The organism is Kribbella sp. NPDC051718 (assembly GCF_040681515.1).
GTDB lineage: Bacteria > Actinomycetota > Actinomycetes > Propionibacteriales > Kribbellaceae > Kribbella.
Window position 1 is genome coordinate 54,108 of sequence record NZ_JBFAYZ010000005.1, and the last position, 20,818, is coordinate 74,925.

Consider the following 20,818-nt stretch of genomic DNA (forward strand, 5'->3'; position numbering starts at 1 on the left):
CTCAGGCGCGGAGCGAAGGACGAAGTGAGAAAAGTCCCAGCAGGCGGAATTACCGCCCGGCGCGCGGGCGTTGTTGAGGGAGAAGGCAGGATAGAGGGGCCGACCGCCCTGAAGGCCACTAAGAAGGAGACGACGATGCTGCGACCGGACGACCTCTACGAGATCGTCGACGAGTCGGTGGCGACCGGCCCGGCGGCGACGCCCAAGGTGCTGGTGCATTCGCTCGACGGATTCATGGACGCCGGCCAGGCCGGCCGGGTGACGGCCGACCACCTGCTCGAGGTGCTCGACAACCGGCTGCTCGCGCGGTTCGACGTCGACCTTCTGCACGACTACCGGGCCCGCCGTCCCGAGGTGACGTTCGCCGAGGACCGGTTCATCGACTACAGCCCGCCGCAGCTGTCGCTGCACCTGATGAAGGACGACGCGGGCGTCGAGTTCCTGCTGCTGGAGGGCGTCGAGCCCGACAACCACTGGAACCGCTTCGCCGGTGCTGTCCGTCAGTTGATCGAGATGTACAACGTGACGCTGACCATCGGCGTGCACGGCATCCCGATGGGCGTCCCGCACACCCGCCCGCTCGGCCTCACGTCGCACGCGACCCGGCCTGAGCTGGTCACCCGCTCGAACATCTGGGACGGCGAGATGCGTCTCCCCGCCAGCGCCGCCACCATGCTCCAGGTGCGGCTGGGCGAGGCAGGCAAGGACGCCATGGGCTTCGCTGTCCACGTCCCGCACTACCTGGCCGAGAACCGTTTCCCGGGCGCAGCACTTGCCCTGGTCCACGCGATCTCAGCGGCAACCGGCCTGCTGCTCCCTAGCAAGGCCCTCCTGGACGAGGCCGCCGTAACCGGCCGCCTGGTAGACGAGCAGGTGGAAGCTTCCGAGGACGCCTCCTCGGTAGTCAACGCCCTGGAGACCCAGTACGACGCAGCCGCCGGCTCAGTAAGCCGCGGCAGCCTCCTAGCCGGCTCCACCCCGTCAGCAGACGAGCTAGGCGCCGAGGTCGAACAGTTCCTCGCCGAACTGAACCGCGAGGAAGACAACTAAGTACTTCACAGAAGGCGCCCACCAACTGGTGGGCGCCTTCTGCACTCAGGCGGAGACGGTCGCACGTCCCGTGGCACTCCGCGTGAGGGTGTTGTCGAGGCTGAAGCGGCCGGCGCCGATGGCTGCCAGCGCCAAAGCGAACAGGCCGAGTACTACGACCAGCTCCCAGCCGCCGTCCGCCACGAACACCCCGTTCGACATGTGCACGAACAGGAACGCGCCGGCCATGTCGATTGCCAGCAGGACCCCGGCGACGGTCGTCAGTACGCCGAGCACCAGGGCTGCGCCGCCGATGAGTTCGACGGCGGCTGCGTAGTACGCGGAGAGCGTGGGAGCCGGTACACCCATCTGATCGAAGCCGGCCGCGGTGCCGTCGAGGCCGTTGGTGCGGAACTTCTGCCAGCCGTGGGCGATGAAGACGACGCCGAGGCCGACGCGGGCGATCAGCAGGACGAGGTCGCGGGCTGCGTGGACGGGCCGGGTCAGCGTGCGGAGGGGGCTCACAGCTACTCCTGTCAGTCGTACGTTTGATGGTTGAGTGCTCATCAACTTACAAGCAGCGACCGAAAGCTCACCGAAAACACCCGAGTGAGGGGCGACACACGACGCCAACCCAAGGGGCTGCCGGTACCTCCGGCAGAAGCTGTCAGGATGAGGCATGCCCGAGTCCCTGGAGGATCTGGTCGAGCTGCTCGACCTGGAGAAGATCGACGCCGACCTGTTCCGCGGCCGGCAGCCGCAGACGTCAGCCCAGCGGGTGTTCGGTGGGCAGGTGCTCGGCCAGGCACTCGCCGCCGCGAGCCGTACGGTCGGCGAGGACCGCATCGTGCACTCCCTGCACGGGTACTTCCTCCGCCCGGGCGACACGTCGGTACCGATCGAATACCACCCCGAGCTGATCCGCGACGGCCGCTCGTTCAGCAGCCGGCGGGTGGTCGCGACGCAGCGCGGCAAGACGATCTTCTACATGTCCGCGTCGTTCCAGGTGCCCGAGCCGGGGCTGGATCACGCCGACAAGATGCCGGACGACCTGGTACCACCGGAGGAGGCGCCGACGCTGGCGTCGGTCTTCGAGGCGGCGAGCGGGCGCAAGGCCGAGGACTGGAACAAGGAGTGGGCGGCGCTCGACGTCCGGCTGGCCGGTCTCACCGGGCGGCAGTTCTGGATCCGGGCCTCGGGCAAGCTGGCCGACGATCAGGCCTTGCATGCTTGCGTTCTGGCCTACGCGAGTGACCTGACGTTGCTCGGGGCAAGCTTGTTGCCGCACGGCATCATCATCGGCGACCGGCGGATCCAGCCGGCCTCGATCGACCATGCGCTGTGGTTCCACCGGCCGTTCCGCGCGGACGAGTGGCTGCTCTACGACCAGGCGTCACCGTCGGCGTCGGGTGCTCGTGGGTTCGCGACCGGGCGGCTGTTCAGCCAGGACGGACGGCTGGTCGCGTCGGTCGCGCAGGAGGGGCTGATCCGGCCGATCGGTCTCGAATTGGACGATGAAGAAGCTTGAGCCATCTGCTAGCGTTGTCGGTATGAATCAGCGCGCGGTGGTGACGACGACGCCGAGGTACGTCCCGGCGCGCTGACAGCTGACTGTCGATTTTCCGAAGCCCCGGGCGAGTGCCCGGGGCTTCGCCATGTGGACACTCGCCTCATCACCCGAGGAGTGCACATCCCATGAACAACCAAGCCAAGTACGACCACCGCAAGCTCGGCCGCGAACTCGGCCTGTTCGACTCCGACCCGCTGATCGGCGCAGGTCTGCCGTACTGGCTCCCGGCCGGCGCCGCGATCCGGCAGGCCTTGGAGCGGTACATCGCCGACGTCGAGCGAAGAGCCGGCTACCAGCAGGTCTACTCGCCTGTACTGGGCAAGCGCGAGCTCTACGAGATCTCCGGCCACTGGTCGAAGTACAGCGAGGACATGTACCCGCCGATGTCCATCGGCGACGAGGAGGTCGTACTCCGGCCGAGCCTCTGCCCGCATCACGCCCTGATGTTCAGATCCCGATCCCACAGCTACCGCGAGCTGCCGCTGCGGATGTCCGAGCTCGGCGGTCAGTACCGCTCCGAGCTGTCCGGCGTGCTCGGCGGGCTGACCAGAGTCCGGGCGATGCAACTCAACGACGGGCACATCTTCTGCATGCTGGAGCAGGTCGCCGACGAGGCGCTGGCAGCGCTCGAACTCATCAAGCAGGCGCATCACGACCTCGGCATCAGCGCGTCGGGCTATGTCCTCTCATTGCCCGCTTCGGATGCTCGGTTTGGCGACCCGTCCAGCAAGTACGTCGGCTCGGCGGAGAGCTGGGCGCTGGCGGCCGACCTGTTGCGTGATGTGCTGGACAAGTCCGGACTGGAGTACTCCGAGGAGCCGGGCGAGGCGGCCTTCTACGGGCCGAAGATCGACATCCAGATCGTCGATTCGGCCGGGCGGGAGTCGACCCTTTCGACCATTCAAGTCGACTTCCACCAGCCGGATGCGTTCGGGCTGGAGTACATCGGTGCCGACGGCAACAAGCATCGGCCGGTGATGGTGCATCGGGCGATCGTCGGCAGCATCGAGCGGGCCGTTGCGCATCTGATCGAGGTGCACGGCGGCGCGTTCCCCGCTAGGCTCGCGCCGGTGCAACTCGTGGTACTGCCGATCTCGGATGACGAGGAGAAGGCAGCTCTGGAGGTCGCACGGCGGGCGAGGGATCGCGGGCTCCGGGTGGAGGTCGCGCATGCCGACGAGGGGTCGCTGGGTGCGCGGATCCGGGAGAACCGGCTGGCGCCGTACCAGGCCGTGATCGGCGCGCGTGAGGTCGAGGCGGGTGCCCTCGCCATCCGTCTCCGAGACGGACAACAGTTGCCCCCAGCCCCGGCCGGCGAGGCTCTGGACCGGCTGGCTGCCGAGTGTGACCCACTCCGGCGTGAGGGATGACTGTCCCGACCGACAGGACATAGTCGCTAACTCGGCCGATCGCCGCGCTCACGGAGGCGGTGGCCGGCCGCTATTTGACCACTATGTCCTGTCGGTCGGGACACGCTCAGCGGGGTTGGAGCTGGCCGATCAGGTGGGTGGTGGTCTGCTCCTGGTTGTAGATGGCGAAGTCGCCCAAGCGGCTGTGGGCGAAGGTGACTCGGGACGGGAGCAGGAGCGGTTTGCGGAAGTCGACGCGGACTGTGTAGGCGTCGGGGAGCCCGCCGGACCGCTGGATGGAGGCCAGGGAAGCAGCCTTGGCCCACATCCCGTGCGCGATCTGGCGGGGGAACCCGAAGGCCTGTGCGGAGAGCTTGAAGAGGTGGATCGGATTACGGTCGCCGGACGCAGCGGCGTACCGGCGGCCGAGGTTCGCCCTGAGATCCCAGACCGCGGTCGGCTCCAGACCCGGATCGGGCAGCAGGTCGGCGTGGGCCGACGGCGTGCCGGACGAGCGGCTCAGCAACGTCGTCGTGTCGGTCCAGACGACCTCGTCGTCCACGCTGACCGAGCTGAGCACCTCGAAAACCGTGCCCTTCGGATGCGGGCGCTCGGGCCCGCTGTGCACAGTGATCGCGAACTCGGCGTGCATCGGCAGCGGCTTGAGCTGGGTGATCGTGTTGCCGAGGTGCACGATGCCCATCGGCTTGTACGGGAACGACGGGTCCGACATCAGATCCAGATGCAGCGGGAACGCCAGGATGTGCGGATAGGTGACCGGCAGCGCGGGGCCGGCGGCGAACCCGGTGACCTCCCGGTACGCCGTCAGGTGGTCCTGGTCGACTGTTGCCCGCGGCAACTCCAGGGTCAGCCCGTCGAGGTCCGGCTCGTACTCCGCCTTGCGCAGCGTCGCCTTGACCGTGCGGGCGTACAGCGAGCCGAAGCCCGGCGAATCGTCGTACCGGCGAGTGGGCATCTCAGGCGCCGAGCATGCTCTGGCCGCAGACGCGGACCACGTTGCCGGTGACTCCCGCGGAGGCCGGATCGGCGAACCAGGCGATTGTCTCGGCGACGTCGATCGGCAGCCCGCCCTGCTGCAGCGAGTTGACGCGGCGGCCGACCTCACGGATCGTGAACGGGATCTTCGCCGTCATCTCGGTCTCGATGAAGCCGGGGGCGACCGCGTTGATCCGCAGGTTGCGCTCGGCCAGCCGTGGCGCGAGCGCTTGGACGAGGCCGATCACGCCGGCCTTGGAGGTGGCATAGTTGGTCTGGCCGTTGTTGCCCGCGATGCCGGCGATCGAGGCGACGCCGATCACCGATGCGCTGTCGTTGAGGCTCTTTGCTTCCAGCAGATGGGCGGTGATCCGCTCGGGTGCGCGCAGGTTGACGTCGAGGACGGCGTCCCAGGTGTCGGTACGCATGTTCGCGAGCCGCTTGTCGCGGGTGATGCCGGCGTTGTGGACGACGACGTCGAGGCCGCCCAGCTCCGCGCCGGCCGCCGCGATCCGTTGCGGCGCGTCGATCGCGGTGACGTCGAGCAGGAGTTCGTGGCCGCCGATCTTGGTGATCACCTTGCGCAGGTCGTTGGCGTTCTGCGGTACGTCGACGCCGAGGACCGTCGCTCCGTCGCGGGCGAGGGTCTGCGCGATGGCCGCGCCGATGCCTCTCGCTGCTCCAGTGACGAGGGCGACCTTGCCGGCCAGGGGCGCTGTCGGGTCGTTGCCGACGAGGGGGCCGGTGCCGATCCGGGCGACCTGGCCGTCGACGTACGCCGACTTGGGGGAGAGGAAGAAGCGCAGGGTCGAGTCGAGCTGGTCGTGCGCGTCGGGGGCGACGTACACGAGGTTGACCGTGGCGCCTCGCTTGACCTCCTTGCCGAGCGACCTGGTGAAGCCTTCGAGGGCGCGTTGCGCGATCTGCTGCTCGGGGGTCGCGGACAGCTCCGGGGTGCGGCCGACGACGATCACACGGCCCGCCGGAGCGAGCTGGCGGATGACGGGCGAGAAGAAGCGCTGCAATGAGGTGAGATCGGCGGTCGAGGTCGCGCCGGTCGCGTCGAAGACGAGTGCCTTCGGGCGGAGGGTGCTGGAGGCGACGCCTTCGGCCGCAGTACTGAAGGAGGCGCCGATGTCGCGCAGGAGGGCCTGGATGGCCTTGCCTGTGTCGGTTTCGGTGATCGCGCCGAGGACGACCTGGCCGTCGATCACGGGTGATCCGTCGGTCCAGCGTGGCAGCGGGGTGGGGTCTGGCAGTCCCAGGTTTTTGACCAGCGTGCGGCCCAGCGGCGTACGGGTGAAAGTCTGGTAGCGATCCGTCATCTTCGGTCTGCTCCTACTTCTCGAGGATGGCGACGACGCCCTGGCCACCGGCGGCGCAGATCGAGATCAGGCCGCGGCCGCCGCCGTTCTCGTCGAGCTGCTTGGCCAGTGCGGCGACGATCCGGCCGCCGGTCGCTGCGAACGGGTGACCCGCCGCCAGCGAACTGCCGTTGACGTTGAGTTTGGCCCGGTCGATCTCGCCCAGTGGGGCGTCGAGGCCGAGGCGTTCCTTGCAGAAGATCGGGTCCTCCCAGGCCTTCAGGGTGGACAGTACTTGGGACGCGAACGCCTCGTGGATCTCGTAGTAGTCGAAGTCCTGGAGGAGGGTGAGGCCGGCTCGTTGGAGCATGCGCGGTACGGCGTACGCGGGGGCCATCAGCAGGCCCTCGGCGCCCTTCACGTAGTCGACCGCGGCGGTCTGCGAGTGGGTGAGGTAGGCGAGCGGCCTGAGTCCGTGGTCGGCGGCCCACTCGTCCGTGGACAGCAGCACCGTGGAGGCGCCGTCGGTCAGGGGAGTGGAGTTGCCCGCGGTCATCGTGGCCGTCTCGCCCTTGCCGTAGACGGTCTTGAGCTTGGCCAGCTTCTCCAGCGTGGTGTCGGCGCGGAGATTCTGGTCCTTCTCGAGGCCTAGGTACGGCGTGATGAGGCTTTCCTGGAAGCCGCGGTCGTACGCCTTGGCGAGGTTGATGTGCGAGTTGTAGGCCAGCTCGTCCTGCGCCTCGCGGGTGATGCCCCACTCGAGCGCGGTGAGGGCGGCGTGGTCGCCCATCGACTTGCCGGTGCGCGGCTCGGCGTTGCGCGGGATCTCCGGAACGATGTCCTTCGGCCTGAGGTGGGTGAGGATCTTGAGGCGTTCCTGGATCGACCTGGCCCGGTTGAGATCGAGGAGCACGTTGCGCAGCTCGTTGCTGACTGCGATCGGTGCGTCGGAGGCGGTGTCGACGCCACCCGCGATGCCGGCGTCGATCTGGCCGAGGGCGATCTTGTTGCCGACCAGGATCGCGGCCTCGAGTCCGGTGCCGCACGCCTGCTGGATGTCGTACGCCGGGGTCGTCGCCGCGAGCTTCGAGCCGAGGACGACCTCGCGGACCATGTTCCAGTCGCGGGCGTGCTTGAGGACCGCGCCCGCGACGACCTCACCGACCTCCTGGCCGCCGAGTCCGGTGCGGTCGACGAGACCGTTGAGGGCGGCGGTGAGCATGTCGGAGTTCGACGCGTGCCGGTAGGTCTTGTCCTGCCGGGCGAACGGGATGCGGTTGCCGGCGACGACGGCCACCTTGCGGGTCTCGGTCACTGGTTCTCTCCTGCGGTACTTGAGGGTGAGCGCCTGGCGGTGGCCTTTTTCGTACTGCGCGTGGTGGTACCGGTTAATGCTTTGCGGCCAACTGCTGTGGCGAGCGTTGCGGTGATGGCGGTCGCTCGTACTGTGCTGATGTCGGCGTGGTGGACCACCGGGTGGGCCTTGTCACCCGTTTGGCGGGACACGATCAGTCCCATCCGCGCCATGTGCATCGCCCCGAGCGTCTGCGTGTAGAGGTGGTTGGCGAGGTAGTCCGTGTCGACCTCGTCGAAGACGCCGCTCTTCTGACCCGCCTTGAGAATGGTCGAGATCCGATCGAGCGCCGCGGCCATCGCGTTGCCCAGCTTGATCATCACGGGCTCGGTGATCTCTCCGAAGAGTTCTTCGCCGGTCTTTCGGAGCAGACTCATTGCGCAGTCAGCAAAGGCCGGATACTCCAGGCAGAAGTCCACGAAGACCTCACTGAGGCTCCTGAGTCTGTTCATCGGTGCCTTGCGCGGGCCGTCTACTTCTTGGAGCCGCTCGTCGAGCTCGCCCAGATAGTCGACCAATGTGAGCGCGAACAGCTCTTCCTTGCCCGCGAAGTGCCGGTAGATGAGCGCCTTGTTGATCCCGACCCGCTTCGCGATGTCGTCGATCTGGGCGTCGATCGTGCCGCGCTCGTCGAAGAGTTCGCGAGTGGCCCGGATGATGTCCCGCTCGCGGTCGCGACGACGCTCCGCCGTGGTCCGGCGGCGTCCGATCGCGAGCAGCGCGGAGCTCATGGACCGATCTTAGTCATACTGCTACCCCTGGGTGCAAACGATAGTTACACTCGTGGGTAACATCACTCCCGTACGATCACCCTGCAGCTCGCTCCGGAGGAATCGATGACCATGACCGAGTCAACCAGTACGCCGCCCGCCGAGCCCTTGTCGGCCGACGTGATGGCACTGGCCGGCGAACTCGCGGCCGAGCGGTCCAAGCCGGAGTGGCAGACGTTCAACCTGAACCTGAACGACGAGCAGGTCGAGATCCGCGACTGGGCGCACACCTTCGCCGCCGACGTGATCCGCCCCGCTGCCTCCGAGTGGGACGAGCGCGAAGAGACCCCGTGGCCGGTGATCCAGGAAGCCGCGAAGATCGGCCTGTACTCCATGGACGGGTCGATCAACCTGTTCATCGACCCTTCCGGGCTGCTGATGCCGCTCGTCCAGGAGGAGCTCTTCTGGGGTGACGCCGGCATCGGCATGTCGCTCGTCGGCACCGGCCTGGCCAGTTCGGCCGTCTTCTCCAACGGCACCCCCGAGCAGTGGGGCCAGTGGCTCCCGCGCTGCTACGGCACGCCTGACGACGTACAGGTCGCCGCCTTCTGCTCGTCGGAGCCGGGAGCCGGGTCGGACGTGTCAGCGATCCGCACCAAGGCGACGTACGACGAAAAGACCGACGAGTGGGTCATCAACGGCCAGAAGGCGTGGGCGACCAACGGCGGCATCGCCGACATCCACGTCGTCGTGGCCACTGTCGACCCGTCTCTCGGCAGCCGCGGGCAGGCGGCTTTCGTAGTACCGAAGTCCGAGGTGAAGGGCCTAGAGCAGGGCACCAAACTCAAGAAGCACGGCCTCCGCGCCTCCCATACCGCCGACGTCTTCTTCGACAACGTACGAATCCCCGCCGCCAACGTCCTAGGCGGCAAGGAGAAGCTCGACGCCCGCCTGGCCAAGGCCCGCGAGAACAACGGCTCCGCCAACCGCACCAACGCCTCGATGGCCACCTTCGAAATGACCCGCCACATCGTCGGCTCCCAGGCCATCGGCATCGCCCGCGCCGCCTACGAGTTCGCCCTCGAGTACGCCAAGGGCCGCGAACAATTCGGCCGCCCCATCATCGACAACCAAGGCATCGCCTTCAAGTTGGCCGACATGGCCATGGAAATCGACGCCGCCCGCCTCCTCGTCTGGCGAGCCGGCTTCATGTCAGCCGCCCTCATGCGAGGCCAAACCCCCGACTACCGCCACGGCGAAGGCTCAATGGCCAAACTCAAGGCTAGCGAGGTAGCAGTCAAGGCCACCGAAGACGCCATCCAAATCCTGGGCGGCAACGGCTACACCCGCGAGTACCCCGTAGAACGCATGCACCGAGACTCAAAAATCTACACAATCTTCGAAGGCACCTCCGAAATCCAGCGCCTGGTAATCTCCCGAGCAATCTCAGGCATGCGCATCCGCTAACAAGAACAAGAACAAGAACAAGAACAAGAACAAGAACAAGAACAAGAACAAGAACAAGAACAAGAACAAGAACAAGAACAAGAACAAGAACAATCTTATATAGTAGTCGGTCGGCGGGGCGCCTGAAAGTAAGCCGCGCCGACCGCTAAAGAAATCACAAGATACACATACTTGATATTTGTGGTTGAGATTGCTGAGATACCTCGCCGTTGGCTTGTTCGATCCACCCGCGTGTTGTTGCGACCCCTTACGAGAAGGGCCCCATCAGGCTCGGCGCGAACTAGTTTGTTTCCGCATACCCCTTCTGTGGCGGGCCGCCGCGGTGCGGCACGCGATCTCACCGATACTGTGCTCATGCCGAGCAAAGACTTGTATTCGCTCCCCGCTGATCGGATCGACTTCGAGGTCGTACGACAGTTCGTGCTGGACGCCGAGGAGGCGGACATGCTGACCGAGTCGCTCACGCTGGAGCTCAAGTCGAGGCGTGACCGCAACAACGTCGCCGAGGCTGTTGGGGCTTTGAGCAACAGTGATGGTGGACTGGTGTTGGTCGGGGTAGCGGAGGATGCCACGGGTGACGCCCGTTTTGTTGGCGTCTCTCAGCGCGACTTCGACCACCTCATATCGTCCCTGCAAGGGCACCTGCCTAACGCGATGCCGGAGGTCATCGCGGTGCGATTGCCGCAGAAGGATCGCTTGGTAATAGTTGTCCGGGTCGATGCTGATGCTGTGCTCCATCCGGTGGCTGTAGCCGGCCGTGTCATGTTCAGGGTGCCGGGGCAGTCGGTCCCGGCTGATCGCGGGCGAATCGTCGATCTGGTGAATCGGGATCGAGTCCCTCAGCAGGAAGGCGGCCGCTTCGCCGGGCATGCGTATTCGATCGCCGCCCCGTCCGACTTTCCGCTGTGGCAGGGTGATGACGGCTCGATTGCCGCCCTTCGGCTGGCAGGCGGCCTACACCTTCCACAGCGTATCCTCAACAGCCCATGGCTCACGACTCCTTCCCGAGACGCTGCCCTCAATGCTCTTCAAGCATCGGCAGTGCCGAACATGTGCTGGGGTACGAGCCAGACAAGGACGGCTCCTACGTGGCGGATCATCGAGGCGCGGTCGACCACGCTGCGTCTTCGCACGCCGGTGGATAATGCGCGGGCGCTGTCGGCAGGCGACGTGCCGCTCGAGGCCTCCGCGTTTCTGCAACTCGCCGGCCGGAGGCTGTCAATGTTCATGGGGCTGCGCTGGTATGCCGTCGCGCAGACTGTACGAGAAGTCTCCATCGCCGATCTCTACGCTGCTGTCCTCGCCCAACTGGTGGCCGTATCGACAACCTGTGAGTCCGTGGCGAGAGCGCTAGGCGCGGATTCACCGACTGAGCTCCTGCCGTGGGAAGGCTGGCTCCAGTCCTCGACGTACCGTGTGCCGACCGTAGTCGCAGTCGATGAATTTCCCAGAGACGGAAACGATCATCCGCACGGTGCTACGTTCCCGCGCTCCACAACCGAGTCAGCCGACACCGAGGCTCTTGACGCATTGGCCCGAAGTTGGGTGACAGTCATGCTGCTGGACGCGGGAGTACGTGACTTTGAGACATGGTTCGACGCATTGCCAAAGCCGGATTGGTTAGCGACTTCACCCATCACGAGCTAACGGGCTTCGTCGGCCGTCGGGTTAGCGCCGGCGAGACCGTCGCGGATCATGACGAAGCCGAGATGATCAGCGAAGGCTGAGTGGGTCTTGTAGAGATACTTCGCCGCGTAGCTGGGGCGCGTGTACCTAGTCAACGCCTCGAAAAGAAGTAGTTCGAAGGCGAGGCTCTCGTACCATTCGACATCCTTCGTGAAGCCAGTGATGACCTTGACGCCGAGCGCTTTGCGGAGGGCCTGCTGTTCTTCTGGAGGCAGATCTAGTACCGAGCAGGAACCGAAGTGGAGAGCCTTTTTCGTCAGAGCGGCCCGAGGAAGTAGTTCGCCGAGTTGATGGAGGTCGACAGACCGCCTGCCGATGTGAACGGTGCCTGGGCTGCCGTGAGGGCGATGTAACCAATGTTGAAGCCGTCGTGTTGTCTTTGTCCCCACTGCTTGAGGCTCAGAGCCAAGTCATCTGGGTCGTTGATGTGGCGCCTGGCGTGATGGGCACGACGGCCGTCTTGCAGGGCCGACAGGACGGGGTCGACCGAGCGGACATCACGCACGGATGCTGACCAGTTGCCCTCCATGACCCACAATCCCGGCTTCCTACGTCCTGCCATGGAGTCGCTCCCTCTGGTCGCCAGGCGACCCCGCGTTGGCATTGTGTCCGGCAGCAGATCCAGCAGCGTAGTGGGTTCGCGCCCAGGTTTCGCGGAAACACCGTCGGTGGGCTCCCTATATTGACGTATCGCGAACCGCGAAACCGAACTGTCGCCCGCCGTCTTCCAGGGCGAGGCGTTCCGTGTCTACTCCTGGTGCCAGAATGTCGAAGTCTGGTGGTGGAGTCGGGACGAGAACATCAACTTGAACGCGCCGGACGGGTCGAGGGCTCAGGCACAAGACGGAACGGTGATCACGATCGGCCCGCGGGACCTGTGAGCAGAGGCCGAGGACGCACCCCGGCGATGACAGAGCGCAGGGGCAGCCTGAATCGTCGGAATTGACCGCGCGAGTGACGGCCGGACGCTGATGGGCCTCCCGCACTGGTCGGAGAGGCTCCGCGGAACGCCCCTTGGCTGTCCACGGATGGCTCTCGGGTATCTCGACCGCTGGGTACAGACTGTTGGGTGTGGCGTCCTTCGATGAGGTCTGGGCTCGCATTGAGCGGTGCGCTGGTGAGACGTTCTCGACGGCTACTGGGCGGGAGTTCGTGTATCGCGTGCCGGGGAACTACCTGCGTGTGTCGCGTGACGGGCGGGAGATAAATCGGTCGCTGTCGCGGGCGAACTTTGAGAAGGCGGCGTAGGTCATGCCTGTCGATAGGCCGGGTGAGGTGAGGGATCGGCAGGGGGCTTCCTACACCTGGGCGATCCTGATGGATCGCGCATACGTCGGGACGATTGGTGGGGGGCCACGTTCGGTAGGCCGTTGTGCGCGGGTGCCTTGTAGGTCGGTTCAAGGTACCCGCGGGCTGATGCTAAAGCGTGGTCAGGTGCAGAGGTTTATGTACCAGACCTTGTCCCAGTTGGTGATGAATTTGTAGTTGGTGAGGATGTAGCCGATGTGTTCGTGGCGGGAGCCTAGGGTTTCTACCTGGACGTTTTGGTGGTTGTAGAAGTTGGTGGTGCCCAGCCAGCCGCTCAGGGAGTAGGTGGTGCATTTGTAGAACTGGAACATGGTGTAGTACTCGCCTTTGCGGATCCAGGTGCAGAAGCGGGCGGCGGGGGCTGGGCTGCTGAGGCGGTGAGGGTGGTGGCGAAGAGCATCAGGGCGGCGGTGACGGCGGTGAGTTGATGACTTGCTTCGTCCGAAGGATTTCCTGAGCATGTCGGGTCTCCGATCAGGGGGAGCGGTATTCCTGTGTTGGGAACGTATTGACTGCGGAGAGATGCCTCGCACCTTGCCAGGGTGGGGTGGGGGCGGGATGCTGGGGAAAAGCAAGGGGGGCGGTTGAAATGGCTACTACGACCAAGCCGTACAAGGCGGTCGCGGCGGGGATCTTGAGTGGGCTCATTGCCTTTGGGGGGTCTTTGGTTACGGCGCTTCAGGGGCCGACTTCGACTTTCGGGTCGATGACTGATGGGCAATGGGTTTCGGCGGCGCTTGCAGCTTTGGTTGCTATCGGCGCCACTGGCGGAGTCACGTACGCCGTCCGCAATCCGCCGGCGTAGAGGTGTACCCGGTCGAGCTCCATGCGCTCGCCACAGCCCCGTCGGGGCGCCATCGCCTGTGGGTGGGTGTTTTCGATGCCGAGGAGCCGGAGCGGCTCGAGTGGTCGCTCAACGGAAATCCGATTCGAGCTGGGGATATCCGTGAGGTGAGGGCGCTGACCCGGGTGCCGCTGCCGGACGTGGTGAGCCAGATGGGTGTGTTCGAAGTACCGGTCTCGGAGGTACGCCTGGATCGTCCGCTGCCGGACACGGTCGAGGTGGCGGCGGTTTGGGCCGATGGCCGTCGGAAGAGTTATTCGCTGACGACTCGCCCGCTTCCCGGGCGGCTGCCCTTCGGGTTGGGGGAGACGTTCAACGTTCTGGCGGTTTCGTGTTTCTACGAGCCAGGCGACTCCAGCGGTCGGGCCGGCGAGCTGGTGGCCTCGTTGAGCCAGAACGAGGCGACGCGTCCGGACCTCGTGATCGCCATGGGGGATCAGGTGTATCTGGACAGTCCGTACTTCAAGTCGCAGACCCTCTACAGCCAGGCTGCGCTCGCGAAGGCGTTCGAGGTCAAATACCGGAGGAACTGGCAGGGCTTGGCGTACGCGCGGATCTTGCGGGCGGCCCCGGTGGCGTCGATCCCGGACGATCACGAGTACTGGAACAACTATCCGCAGTCGCAGATCTTCTGGCCGACGACGATGTTCGGCCCTGGCCGGGGGCATTGGGAGCTGGCGGCGCGCGAACTCTTCGACGGCTTCCAGCTCGCGGAGACCAACCAGTACTCCTATCGCATCGACGTACCGCCGTTGTCGTTCTTCATGCTCGACAATCGGACATTCCGCACGGTCAACGAGCGGCATGCCCCCGGGCAAAGCGCCCGCTCCGAAGATCTCGCCCTGTTCGACCGTTGGGTCTGCGACGTGATCGGGAGCAGCGAGTTGCTCCCGGTTCTGGTCACCGGGCCATCGCTGTTCCAGCCGGCCAAGACCAAGTTCGCGAAGTACAAGGATCAGAATCTGGCCAACCTGCGCGACTATCCGCGCATCATGGAGGGCCTGCTCAAGCTGTCGAGCCATGGGCGGCCACCGCTGGCACTGACCGGCGATGTGCACTACGGCCGCGTGATCTCGGCAGCGCACTGGACCGGCAACCGGGACCGGCCGTGGAGCAACCTGTACGAGGTGATCTCCTCGCCGGCGTCCGTGGTCGCGCTGCGGCCGAGGCCGGACGGCAAGCGGTCAGAGGCCGAGCCGCCGAAGCAGCGATTTCGGGTGGAAGGTACGGCAGAGGTGCTGGACTGCGTCATGCAGTGGCCGACCAAGGACGCGGACAAGATGGGGGACCACGTCACGTTGCTGCAGTTCAGCCGGACCCAGACCGGCGTCGACGTGGACACTCTCTACTGGATGATCAACGAACCCGGCAAGTCCATGAATCCGATCCGTGCGCCGCGCATGTCGCTGCGTCGCCTGTGATGCTAGGAGAGACCTCATGCTCACTGTTCGCGGCTCCTCAGCGCTCGACCCGGCGGAAAAGCACTTCCGGTGGGACGATCGCGCGGCCGGCGAGGACAACCTCGACTGGGTACGACGCCAGATGGATGCCCTGGGCCACGACTCGAAGGGGCCGAAGGCAACTTGGCTGCTACTGGTCGGCGGCACCAGTATCTACGACTTCCGGCTGAAGGTCGCCCAGTCGCACCTGCGGCACGACATGACGCCGAGCCACTGGTCCCATGCCGCGCTCATCTCCACCGTGCACCCGCGAACCGGCGACAGCCGGCTGCTGGAGACCTCGCTCGAGCCGCAGGAAGGGTTCCAGATGCCTTCGACCTACAACGGCGTCCAGGGCGCGACGCTCGACCGGTACGGCGATCCTGAGTTGTACCCGAATGTCGCCCTGATCAAGGTTCCGGTGGAACCCGACCTGTGGCGTGGCGACCTGGAGAACCAGAAGTCGATCCTCGGCCAGTTCGCCGAGCAGCGGGTCGCGATCGACGTACCGAGCCTGATCTTGGAGTGGCTCGCTTTCGTCTGGGGCGCGGGCGCTTCCGGGAACCCCATTCTGAGCGGGCACGGCATCCCGTCGGCAGCGGTGATCGAGTCCCTTGTCGGCGCCGCCGGCTACGACTTGTGTCCTGGGTTGGACAGCGCTGCCAGTTCGCCGGAGGCGTTCTGGCAGACCGCCAAGTGGTGGCAGGCCAGCGTCGTGGAACTGCATCTCGAACCTCTGCAGACCCGCTACTTCATCTACGGGCACGATCCTGCGCCAGCGGAGACGACGTCACCGACCCAGAAGCGCGCGGCGGCGAAGCGAGGGGCTACCGCCAAGAAGGCGGCGGCGAAGAAGGCACCGGCGAGCAAGAGGGCAACCCCTGGAACCGCCGACGTTTCCGACTTGATCCGTACTCCGGCCCCGCCGCTGTTCCGGCAGGCATCGCAACTCACCCGCGAGCTGTTCCGGCGGCAATGACGTCCAGCTGCGCGGCTAGGTCGGCCATCGCTTCTGCGGTGGGGGTGTGGTCGTCGGCGTGGAAGATGCAGAGAGTTAGGCCTTCTGGGGTGGAGAGCCGGAGCTTTTCGGCTCGTAGGGAGAGCGGGCCTACGGCGGGGTGGTTGAAGCGGTTGGTCGTGCTGAGTCTGGGGCTGATGTCGTGGCGGTTCCAGAGGGTGCGGAAGTGGGGGCTGCCGGTGGAGAGTTTGTCGACCAGGGCCAGTAGGTCTGGGTCGTCGAGGTTGGAGCCGATCTGGGCTCTCAGGGCGGCTACGCCGTTGGCGGTTACTTCGGGCCACTCGGGGCGGAAGGTTTGCTCGGCGGGGTCCAGGAAGACCTTGAGGAGGAGGTTGCTGCCGATCGTGTAGTCGGGGGAGAGGGCCGTGGCGATCGGGTTCGAGGCGAGGATGTTCAGGAGGCGGTCCTGGACGTACGCGGGCGTGGTGGGCCAGGTGTTGATCAGGCGGATCAGGCTTGGGGGGACGTCGTTGGGGGTGCCGGCCAGGCCGCGGGGATGAGTTGGGTGGGCTAGTTGGTGAAGGTGGGTCGTGGCGTCAGGGGAGAGTTGTAGGACCTTCGCCAGGGCGTCCAGGACCTGGTCTGAGGGGTGTTGGTCCCGGCCTTGTTCCAGGCGGATGTAGTAGTCGCTGCTGATGCCGGCCAGGAGGGCCAACTCCTCCCGGCGGAGGCCTTGGACGCGGCGTCTTCCGCCGGGGGGCAGGCCTACGTCTTCGGGGTGGACTTGTTCACGTCTTGCCCGGAGGTACTCGCCTAGACGATTTGGCACATCCTCAAAACTAGCTGACCTTCTCGACGAAGGTCTTGAGGTCGGAGATGAGTTTGGTCCAGCCGTCGTCGATCATGGCGCGGATGGCGCTGCCGGGTTCGAAGCCGGTGTGGATGACGGTGAGTTTCACCTGGTCGCCGTCGGGCTCGAGGTCGAAGCTTGCGCGGGAGAGGGGCTCGGCGCTGGTCTTGGCGAAGAGGGAGTCGTCCATCTCGGTCGCCTTGGCGAACTCGGGCGTGATGTGGTGCCAGGTGAAGGCGAAGCGGCGGTACGGGTCGTACTCGAGCACCTCCTGGCCGGGGCCGGACATGGTGACGTCGCCCATCACCCAGTCGATCGGGGAGCCGACCTTCCAGTCGGTGCGGTGCTGCACGCCCCAGTACTGCTGGGTGAAGGAAGGATTCGTCAGCGCCTGCCAGAGTCGCTCGGGGGTGGTCTTGATGTAGGTCGTGTAGACGAAGTCGTTGTCGCTCACTGGTTCTGTCTCCAATGCTGTCTTGAGGTCGGCGAACAGCTGAACCCGCCGCCGGTCGTACTGGTTGATCCAGCGATCGGCGATGGCGTTGATCGGCTCGGCGTTCAGGTGGTGCAACTTCTCCCGGCCGCGCCGGACGGTGGTGACGAGGTTCGCGCTCTCCAGTACTGCGAGGTGCTTGCTGACCGACTGCCGCGCCATCGAAAGTCCGGCGCACAACTCGCTCAGGGTCTGCCCGTTGCGCTCGTTCAGGCTGTCCAGCAACTGCCGCCGGCTCGGGTCGGCCAGCGCCCGGAACACCTCGTCGTCCATCACCACTCCATTCATGCAGCCAATTGGCTGCCTAACCACAATAGGCAGCCATGTGGCTGCATGTCAAAGACGCTTCAACCACCCATAAACAGGGCACCGGACGACCCACATGGATACGAACAAGCTCGTCCTCGTCACAGGCGTCACCGGCTACATCGGCGGCCGGCTCGTGCCCGAGTTGCTCAAAGCCGGCTACCGGGTCCGCGCGATGGCCCGCAATCCGCGCCGCCTGCGGGATCGCGACTGGTACGACGAGGTCGAGGTGGTCGAGGCCGATGCGGGGGATCGGGGCCAGTTGGACGCGGCGTTGGAGGGTGTCGACGTTGCGTATTACCTGATCCACGCTCTCGGGACCGGCAAGCGTTTCGAGTCTCGCGACCGTCATACCGCGCTGACCTTCGGCGCGGCCGCACGAGACGCCGGAGTGCAAAGGATCGTCTACCTCGGCGGGCTTTATCCGCAGGGCGAGGAGTTGTCGCCGCACCTTGATTCGCGCCGGGAGGTCGGCGAGATCCTGCTCGCGTCGGGCGTACCGACGACCGTCCTGCGCGCCGCGGTCATCCTCGGTTCGGGCTCGGCATCGTTCGAGATGCTCCGGTACCTCACCGACCGACTGCCCGTCATGGTCACCCCGCGCTGGCTGCACACCAGGATCCAGCCGATCGCAGTACGCGATGTCCTCCTGTACCTGGTCGGCAGCGCCGAGATGCCCACGACCGTCAGCCGAGGCTTCGACATCGGCGGCCCCGACGTCCTGACCTATCGCGAGATGATGCAGCGGTACGCCGCAGTCGCACACCTCACCAGCAGGCGGATCATCACCCTCCCGCTGCTCACCCCCTCACTGTCGAGCCACTGGGTCGGCCTGGTGACGCCCGTCCCGAACAGCATCGCCAGACCCCTGGTCGACAGCCTCATCCACGAGGTCGTCTGCAAGGAACACGACATCGAGCAGTACGTCGCCGACCCCGCGAGCGGCCTGATCGGCTTCGACCGTGCCGTCGAACTCGCGCTCAAGCGAGTCCAGGACCTCGACGTCACGACCAGCTGGGCCTCGGCGTCCATGCCCGGCGCACCGAGCGACCCGTTGCCGGGCGACCCGGACTGGTCCGGCGGTTCCCTGTACGTCGACGAGCGGGAGAGCGCGATCGCGACGACTCCCGAGCAACTCTGGTCGGTGATCGAGGGCATCGGCGGCGGCAACGGCTGGTACTCCTGGCGACTCGGCTGGTGGGCCAGAGGAGTCCTCGACCGGGTCTTCGGCGGCCCGGGCCTGCGCCGCGGCCGGCGAAATCCGAACGACCTGTCCGTCGGCGACCCGCTCGACTGGTGGCGGGTGGAGGAGATCGAGGACGTCAAGCTGCTCCGGCTGCGGGCCGAGATGCGGCTACCGGGTCTCGCCTGGCTGGAGCTGATCGTAGACACCGACGACAACGAGCGGACGATCTTCCGGCAGAGAGCGCTCTTCCATCCGCACGGACTGCCCGGACACCTGTACTGGTGGGCGATCAAGCCCTTCCACGGCATCGTCTTCGGCGGTATGCAACGCAACATCGCCGCCGCGGCCCAGCGCGGCGAGGACCCGAAGTGGCGGCCGTCGTACAAATCGTCTTGACGGTGCCCCGACGATGGTGGGGTGGACATTCCGATCAGCAATCTCGGCTATCGCACCGATCTGATGTTGCTCGAGTTGAGCGGTAGCGAGTTGACCGACCAGGGCGAGTATGTCGTCGTTCGGACGCCGGCCAACCCGGGCTTCTGGTGGGGCAACTATCTGCTCTTCCGGACCCCGTTCGCGCCTGGCGACCTCGCCAAGCGGCAGGAGATCTTCAAGGGCGAGTTCCCCGACGCAGAGCACCTCGCCCTCGGCGTGGACACGACCGATGGGACGGTCGGCAGCGTGGAGGAGATCACTGCCGCGGGCTTCAAGCTCGACCCCAGCACCGTGATGAGCGCGACGGCGGTCCGGCCGCCGGCCCGGCCGAACACGACTTCGCAGTTCCGGACCCTCAGCACCGACGACGACTGGGAGCAGCAGGTCGGGCTGTCGTTGACCGCCGCGACGATGGAGGTCGACGACGACTACCGGGTGTTCAACCGGCGTCGGGTCGAAGCAGAACGCGCTCTCTCGGCCGCCGGGCACGGGACCTGGTTCGGCGCCTTCGATGGAGATCGGTTGCAGGCTTCGCTGGGCCTGGCGACCGACGGCTCGGACGTGGCTCGGTTCCAGAATGTCCAGACGCACCCCGACGATCGGGGGCAGGGACTCGCGAGCACCCTGGTCCACCAGGCTTCGCGCTACGGGTTCGACGAACTGGGGGCGCACACGCTGGTGATGGTCGCCGATCCCGAGTACCTGGCCATCCGGATCTATCGCTCGTTGGGGTTCAGCGACAACGAAGTGCAGGTGCAGGTGTTCAGACCGCCCGCGTGAAAGGCTGAGCCGCATGACTGAGACACGTACGGCGTTGGTCACCGGTGGGAGCCGTGGGATCGGGGCGGCGGCGGCCGTCGCGTTGGCGTTGGACGGTTGGGATGTCGGGATCAGTTATCGCACCCAGGCGGATGACGCAGCGCGGGTGGTCGCGGCTTGTGAGAAGGCCGGGCGGCGCGCGTACGCCGTACAGGCTGATGTGGCCGAGGCCGACCAGATCGAGCGGCTCTTCGACGCAGTGACCGGTGAGCTCGGGGCGATCGGTGCCGTGGTCAACAATGCGGGCATCGTGTCGCCGAGTGGGCGGGTGGCCGACTACGACGTCGAGCGGTTGGAGCGAGTGTTCCGGATCAACACGATCGGGGCGTTCCTGGTCGCGGGAGCGGCGGTACGCCGGATGTCGACCGCCCGTGGCGGTGCCGGGGGAGTCATCGTCAACGTGTCGTCGCGCGGTGCCGTGCTGGGATCGGCGGGCGAGTACGTCGACTATGCGAGCAGCAAGGCGGCGGTCGACACGATGACGATCGGGCTGGCGAACGAGGTCGCGAAGGAAGGCATCCGCGTCCTCGGCGTCCGGCCCGGCCTGATCGAGACGGACATCCACGAGGAAGGCCGGCTCGAGCGGATCGGCGGTACGCCGCCGCTGGGCCGGCCGGGCAAGGTCGAGGAGGTCGCCGAGCTGATCGCGTTCCTGGCCTCGGATCGCGCGTCGTACATGACCGGCTCGATGGTCGACGTGGCGGGCGGGCGCTGA

Annotated in this window: 20 protein-coding genes; 10 read left to right on the plus strand and 10 right to left on the minus strand. The window is 66.0% G+C overall.

Annotation, left to right across the window (positions count from 1 at the left end; all coding sequences use genetic code 11):
* The first annotated feature begins 135 nt into the window (after positions 1-135).
* Positions 136-1,050 (plus strand): PAC2 family protein, encoded by a 915-nt coding sequence (locus tag AB0M15_RS19505; protein WP_363820438.1) that lies wholly within the window; start codon positions 136-138, stop codon positions 1,048-1,050.
* Positions 1,051-1,095: 45 nt separating this feature from the next.
* Here AB0M15_RS19505 and AB0M15_RS19510 read toward each other — a convergent pair whose 3' ends face one another.
* Positions 1,096-1,554 (minus strand): DoxX family protein, encoded by a 459-nt coding sequence (locus AB0M15_RS19510; RefSeq protein ID WP_363820450.1) that lies wholly within the window; start codon positions 1,552-1,554, stop codon positions 1,096-1,098.
* Between the two features lie 154 nt (positions 1,555-1,708).
* Here AB0M15_RS19510 and AB0M15_RS19515 point away from each other — a divergent pair, with 154 nt between their 5' ends.
* Together AB0M15_RS19515 and thrS are read left to right on the plus strand one after the other, a co-directional pair.
* Positions 1,709-2,557 carry an acyl-CoA thioesterase II gene (locus AB0M15_RS19515; protein WP_363820453.1) on the plus strand — a complete coding sequence of 283 codons (849 nt, stop codon included), beginning with the start codon at positions 1,709-1,711 and terminating at the stop codon, positions 2,555-2,557.
* A 167-nt stretch (positions 2,558-2,724) separates the two neighbouring features.
* Positions 2,725-3,969, plus strand: coding sequence for a threonine--tRNA ligase (gene thrS, locus AB0M15_RS19520; protein WP_363820456.1), 1,245 nt, complete (start codon positions 2,725-2,727; stop codon positions 3,967-3,969).
* A 106-nt stretch (positions 3,970-4,075) separates the two neighbouring features.
* Here thrS and AB0M15_RS19525 read toward each other — a convergent pair whose 3' ends face one another.
* Genes AB0M15_RS19525 through AB0M15_RS19540 form a run of 4 tightly spaced genes read right to left on the minus strand, consistent with a single transcriptional unit; the run spans position 4,076 to position 8,333 of the window.
* Complete coding sequence (locus tag AB0M15_RS19525; RefSeq protein WP_363820458.1) at positions 4,076-4,924, minus strand: MaoC/PaaZ C-terminal domain-containing protein; 849 nt, start codon at positions 4,922-4,924, stop codon at positions 4,076-4,078.
* 1 nt (position 4,925) lies between these two features.
* Positions 4,926-6,269 carry a 3-oxoacyl-ACP reductase gene (locus AB0M15_RS19530; RefSeq protein WP_363820460.1) on the minus strand — a complete coding sequence of 448 codons (1,344 nt, stop codon included), beginning with the start codon at positions 6,267-6,269 and terminating at the stop codon, positions 4,926-4,928.
* 13 nt (positions 6,270-6,282) lie between these two features.
* On the minus strand, positions 6,283-7,563 hold the full coding sequence (locus AB0M15_RS19535; protein WP_363820462.1) for an acetyl-CoA C-acetyltransferase: 1,281 nt from the start codon (positions 7,561-7,563) through the stop codon (positions 6,283-6,285).
* Entirely contained in the window at positions 7,560-8,333 is a 774-nt protein-coding gene (locus AB0M15_RS19540; RefSeq protein ID WP_363820465.1) for a TetR/AcrR family transcriptional regulator, read from the minus strand. The genes AB0M15_RS19535 and AB0M15_RS19540 overlap by 4 nt, the downstream gene beginning before the upstream one ends.
* A gap of 111 nt (positions 8,334-8,444) precedes the next feature.
* On the opposite strand from AB0M15_RS19540, the gene AB0M15_RS19545 reads away from it, so the two are divergent.
* Positions 8,445-9,779 (plus strand): acyl-CoA dehydrogenase family protein, encoded by a 1,335-nt coding sequence (locus tag AB0M15_RS19545; protein ID WP_363820467.1) that lies wholly within the window; start codon positions 8,445-8,447, stop codon positions 9,777-9,779.
* Positions 9,780-10,133: 354 nt separating this feature from the next.
* On the plus strand, positions 10,134-11,426 hold the full coding sequence (locus AB0M15_RS19550; protein WP_363820470.1) for an ATP-binding protein: 1,293 nt from the start codon (positions 10,134-10,136) through the stop codon (positions 11,424-11,426).
* Here the strand turns inward: AB0M15_RS19550 and AB0M15_RS19555 are convergent.
* The 3 genes from AB0M15_RS19555 to AB0M15_RS19565 form a co-directional block, all read right to left on the minus strand.
* The gene (locus tag AB0M15_RS19555; protein WP_363820473.1) at positions 11,423-11,560 is read right to left on the minus strand and encodes a hypothetical protein; all 138 of its coding nucleotides are present in this window, start codon (positions 11,558-11,560) and stop codon (positions 11,423-11,425) included. The genes AB0M15_RS19550 and AB0M15_RS19555 overlap by 4 nt on opposite strands.
* Positions 11,561-11,721: 161 nt before the next feature.
* The gene (locus AB0M15_RS19560; protein WP_363820475.1) at positions 11,722-11,994 is read right to left on the minus strand and encodes a hypothetical protein; all 273 of its coding nucleotides are present in this window, start codon (positions 11,992-11,994) and stop codon (positions 11,722-11,724) included.
* Positions 11,995-12,895: 901 nt separating this feature from the next.
* Positions 12,896-13,084 (minus strand): hypothetical protein, encoded by a 189-nt coding sequence (locus AB0M15_RS19565; protein WP_363820478.1) that lies wholly within the window; start codon positions 13,082-13,084, stop codon positions 12,896-12,898.
* A gap of 556 nt (positions 13,085-13,640) precedes the next feature.
* Between AB0M15_RS19565 and AB0M15_RS19570 the strand changes: the two genes are divergently transcribed.
* The gene (locus AB0M15_RS19570; protein WP_363820480.1) at positions 13,641-15,038 is read left to right on the plus strand and encodes an alkaline phosphatase D family protein; all 1,398 of its coding nucleotides are present in this window, start codon (positions 13,641-13,643) and stop codon (positions 15,036-15,038) included.
* Positions 15,039-15,054: 16 nt separating this feature from the next.
* Positions 15,055-16,035 carry a hypothetical protein gene (locus AB0M15_RS19575; protein ID WP_363820482.1) on the plus strand — a complete coding sequence of 327 codons (981 nt, stop codon included), beginning with the start codon at positions 15,055-15,057 and terminating at the stop codon, positions 16,033-16,035.
* Here the strand turns inward: AB0M15_RS19575 and AB0M15_RS19580 are convergent.
* Positions 16,007-16,843: a helix-turn-helix transcriptional regulator gene (locus AB0M15_RS19580; protein ID WP_363820484.1), complete on the minus strand. Its 837-nt coding sequence runs from the start codon at positions 16,841-16,843 to the stop codon at positions 16,007-16,009. The genes AB0M15_RS19575 and AB0M15_RS19580 overlap by 29 nt on opposite strands.
* Before the next feature lie 10 nt (positions 16,844-16,853).
* Positions 16,854-17,630 carry a metalloregulator ArsR/SmtB family transcription factor gene (locus AB0M15_RS19585; protein WP_363820487.1) on the minus strand — a complete coding sequence of 259 codons (777 nt, stop codon included), beginning with the start codon at positions 17,628-17,630 and terminating at the stop codon, positions 16,854-16,856.
* Positions 17,631-17,739: 109 nt separating this feature from the next.
* On the opposite strand from AB0M15_RS19585, the gene AB0M15_RS19590 reads away from it, so the two are divergent.
* Genes AB0M15_RS19590 through AB0M15_RS19600 form a run of 3 tightly spaced genes read left to right on the plus strand, consistent with a single transcriptional unit; the run spans position 17,740 to position 20,818 of the window.
* A complete protein-coding gene (locus AB0M15_RS19590; RefSeq protein WP_363820491.1) occupies positions 17,740-19,245 on the plus strand; it encodes an SDR family oxidoreductase in 1,506 nt (501 codons plus the stop codon).
* A gap of 21 nt (positions 19,246-19,266) precedes the next feature.
* On the plus strand, positions 19,267-20,064 hold the full coding sequence (locus AB0M15_RS19595) for a GNAT family N-acetyltransferase (RefSeq protein WP_363820494.1): 798 nt from the start codon (positions 19,267-19,269) through the stop codon (positions 20,062-20,064).
* A gap of 13 nt (positions 20,065-20,077) precedes the next feature.
* Complete coding sequence (locus AB0M15_RS19600; RefSeq protein ID WP_363820497.1) at positions 20,078-20,818, plus strand: SDR family oxidoreductase; 741 nt, start codon at positions 20,078-20,080, stop codon at positions 20,816-20,818.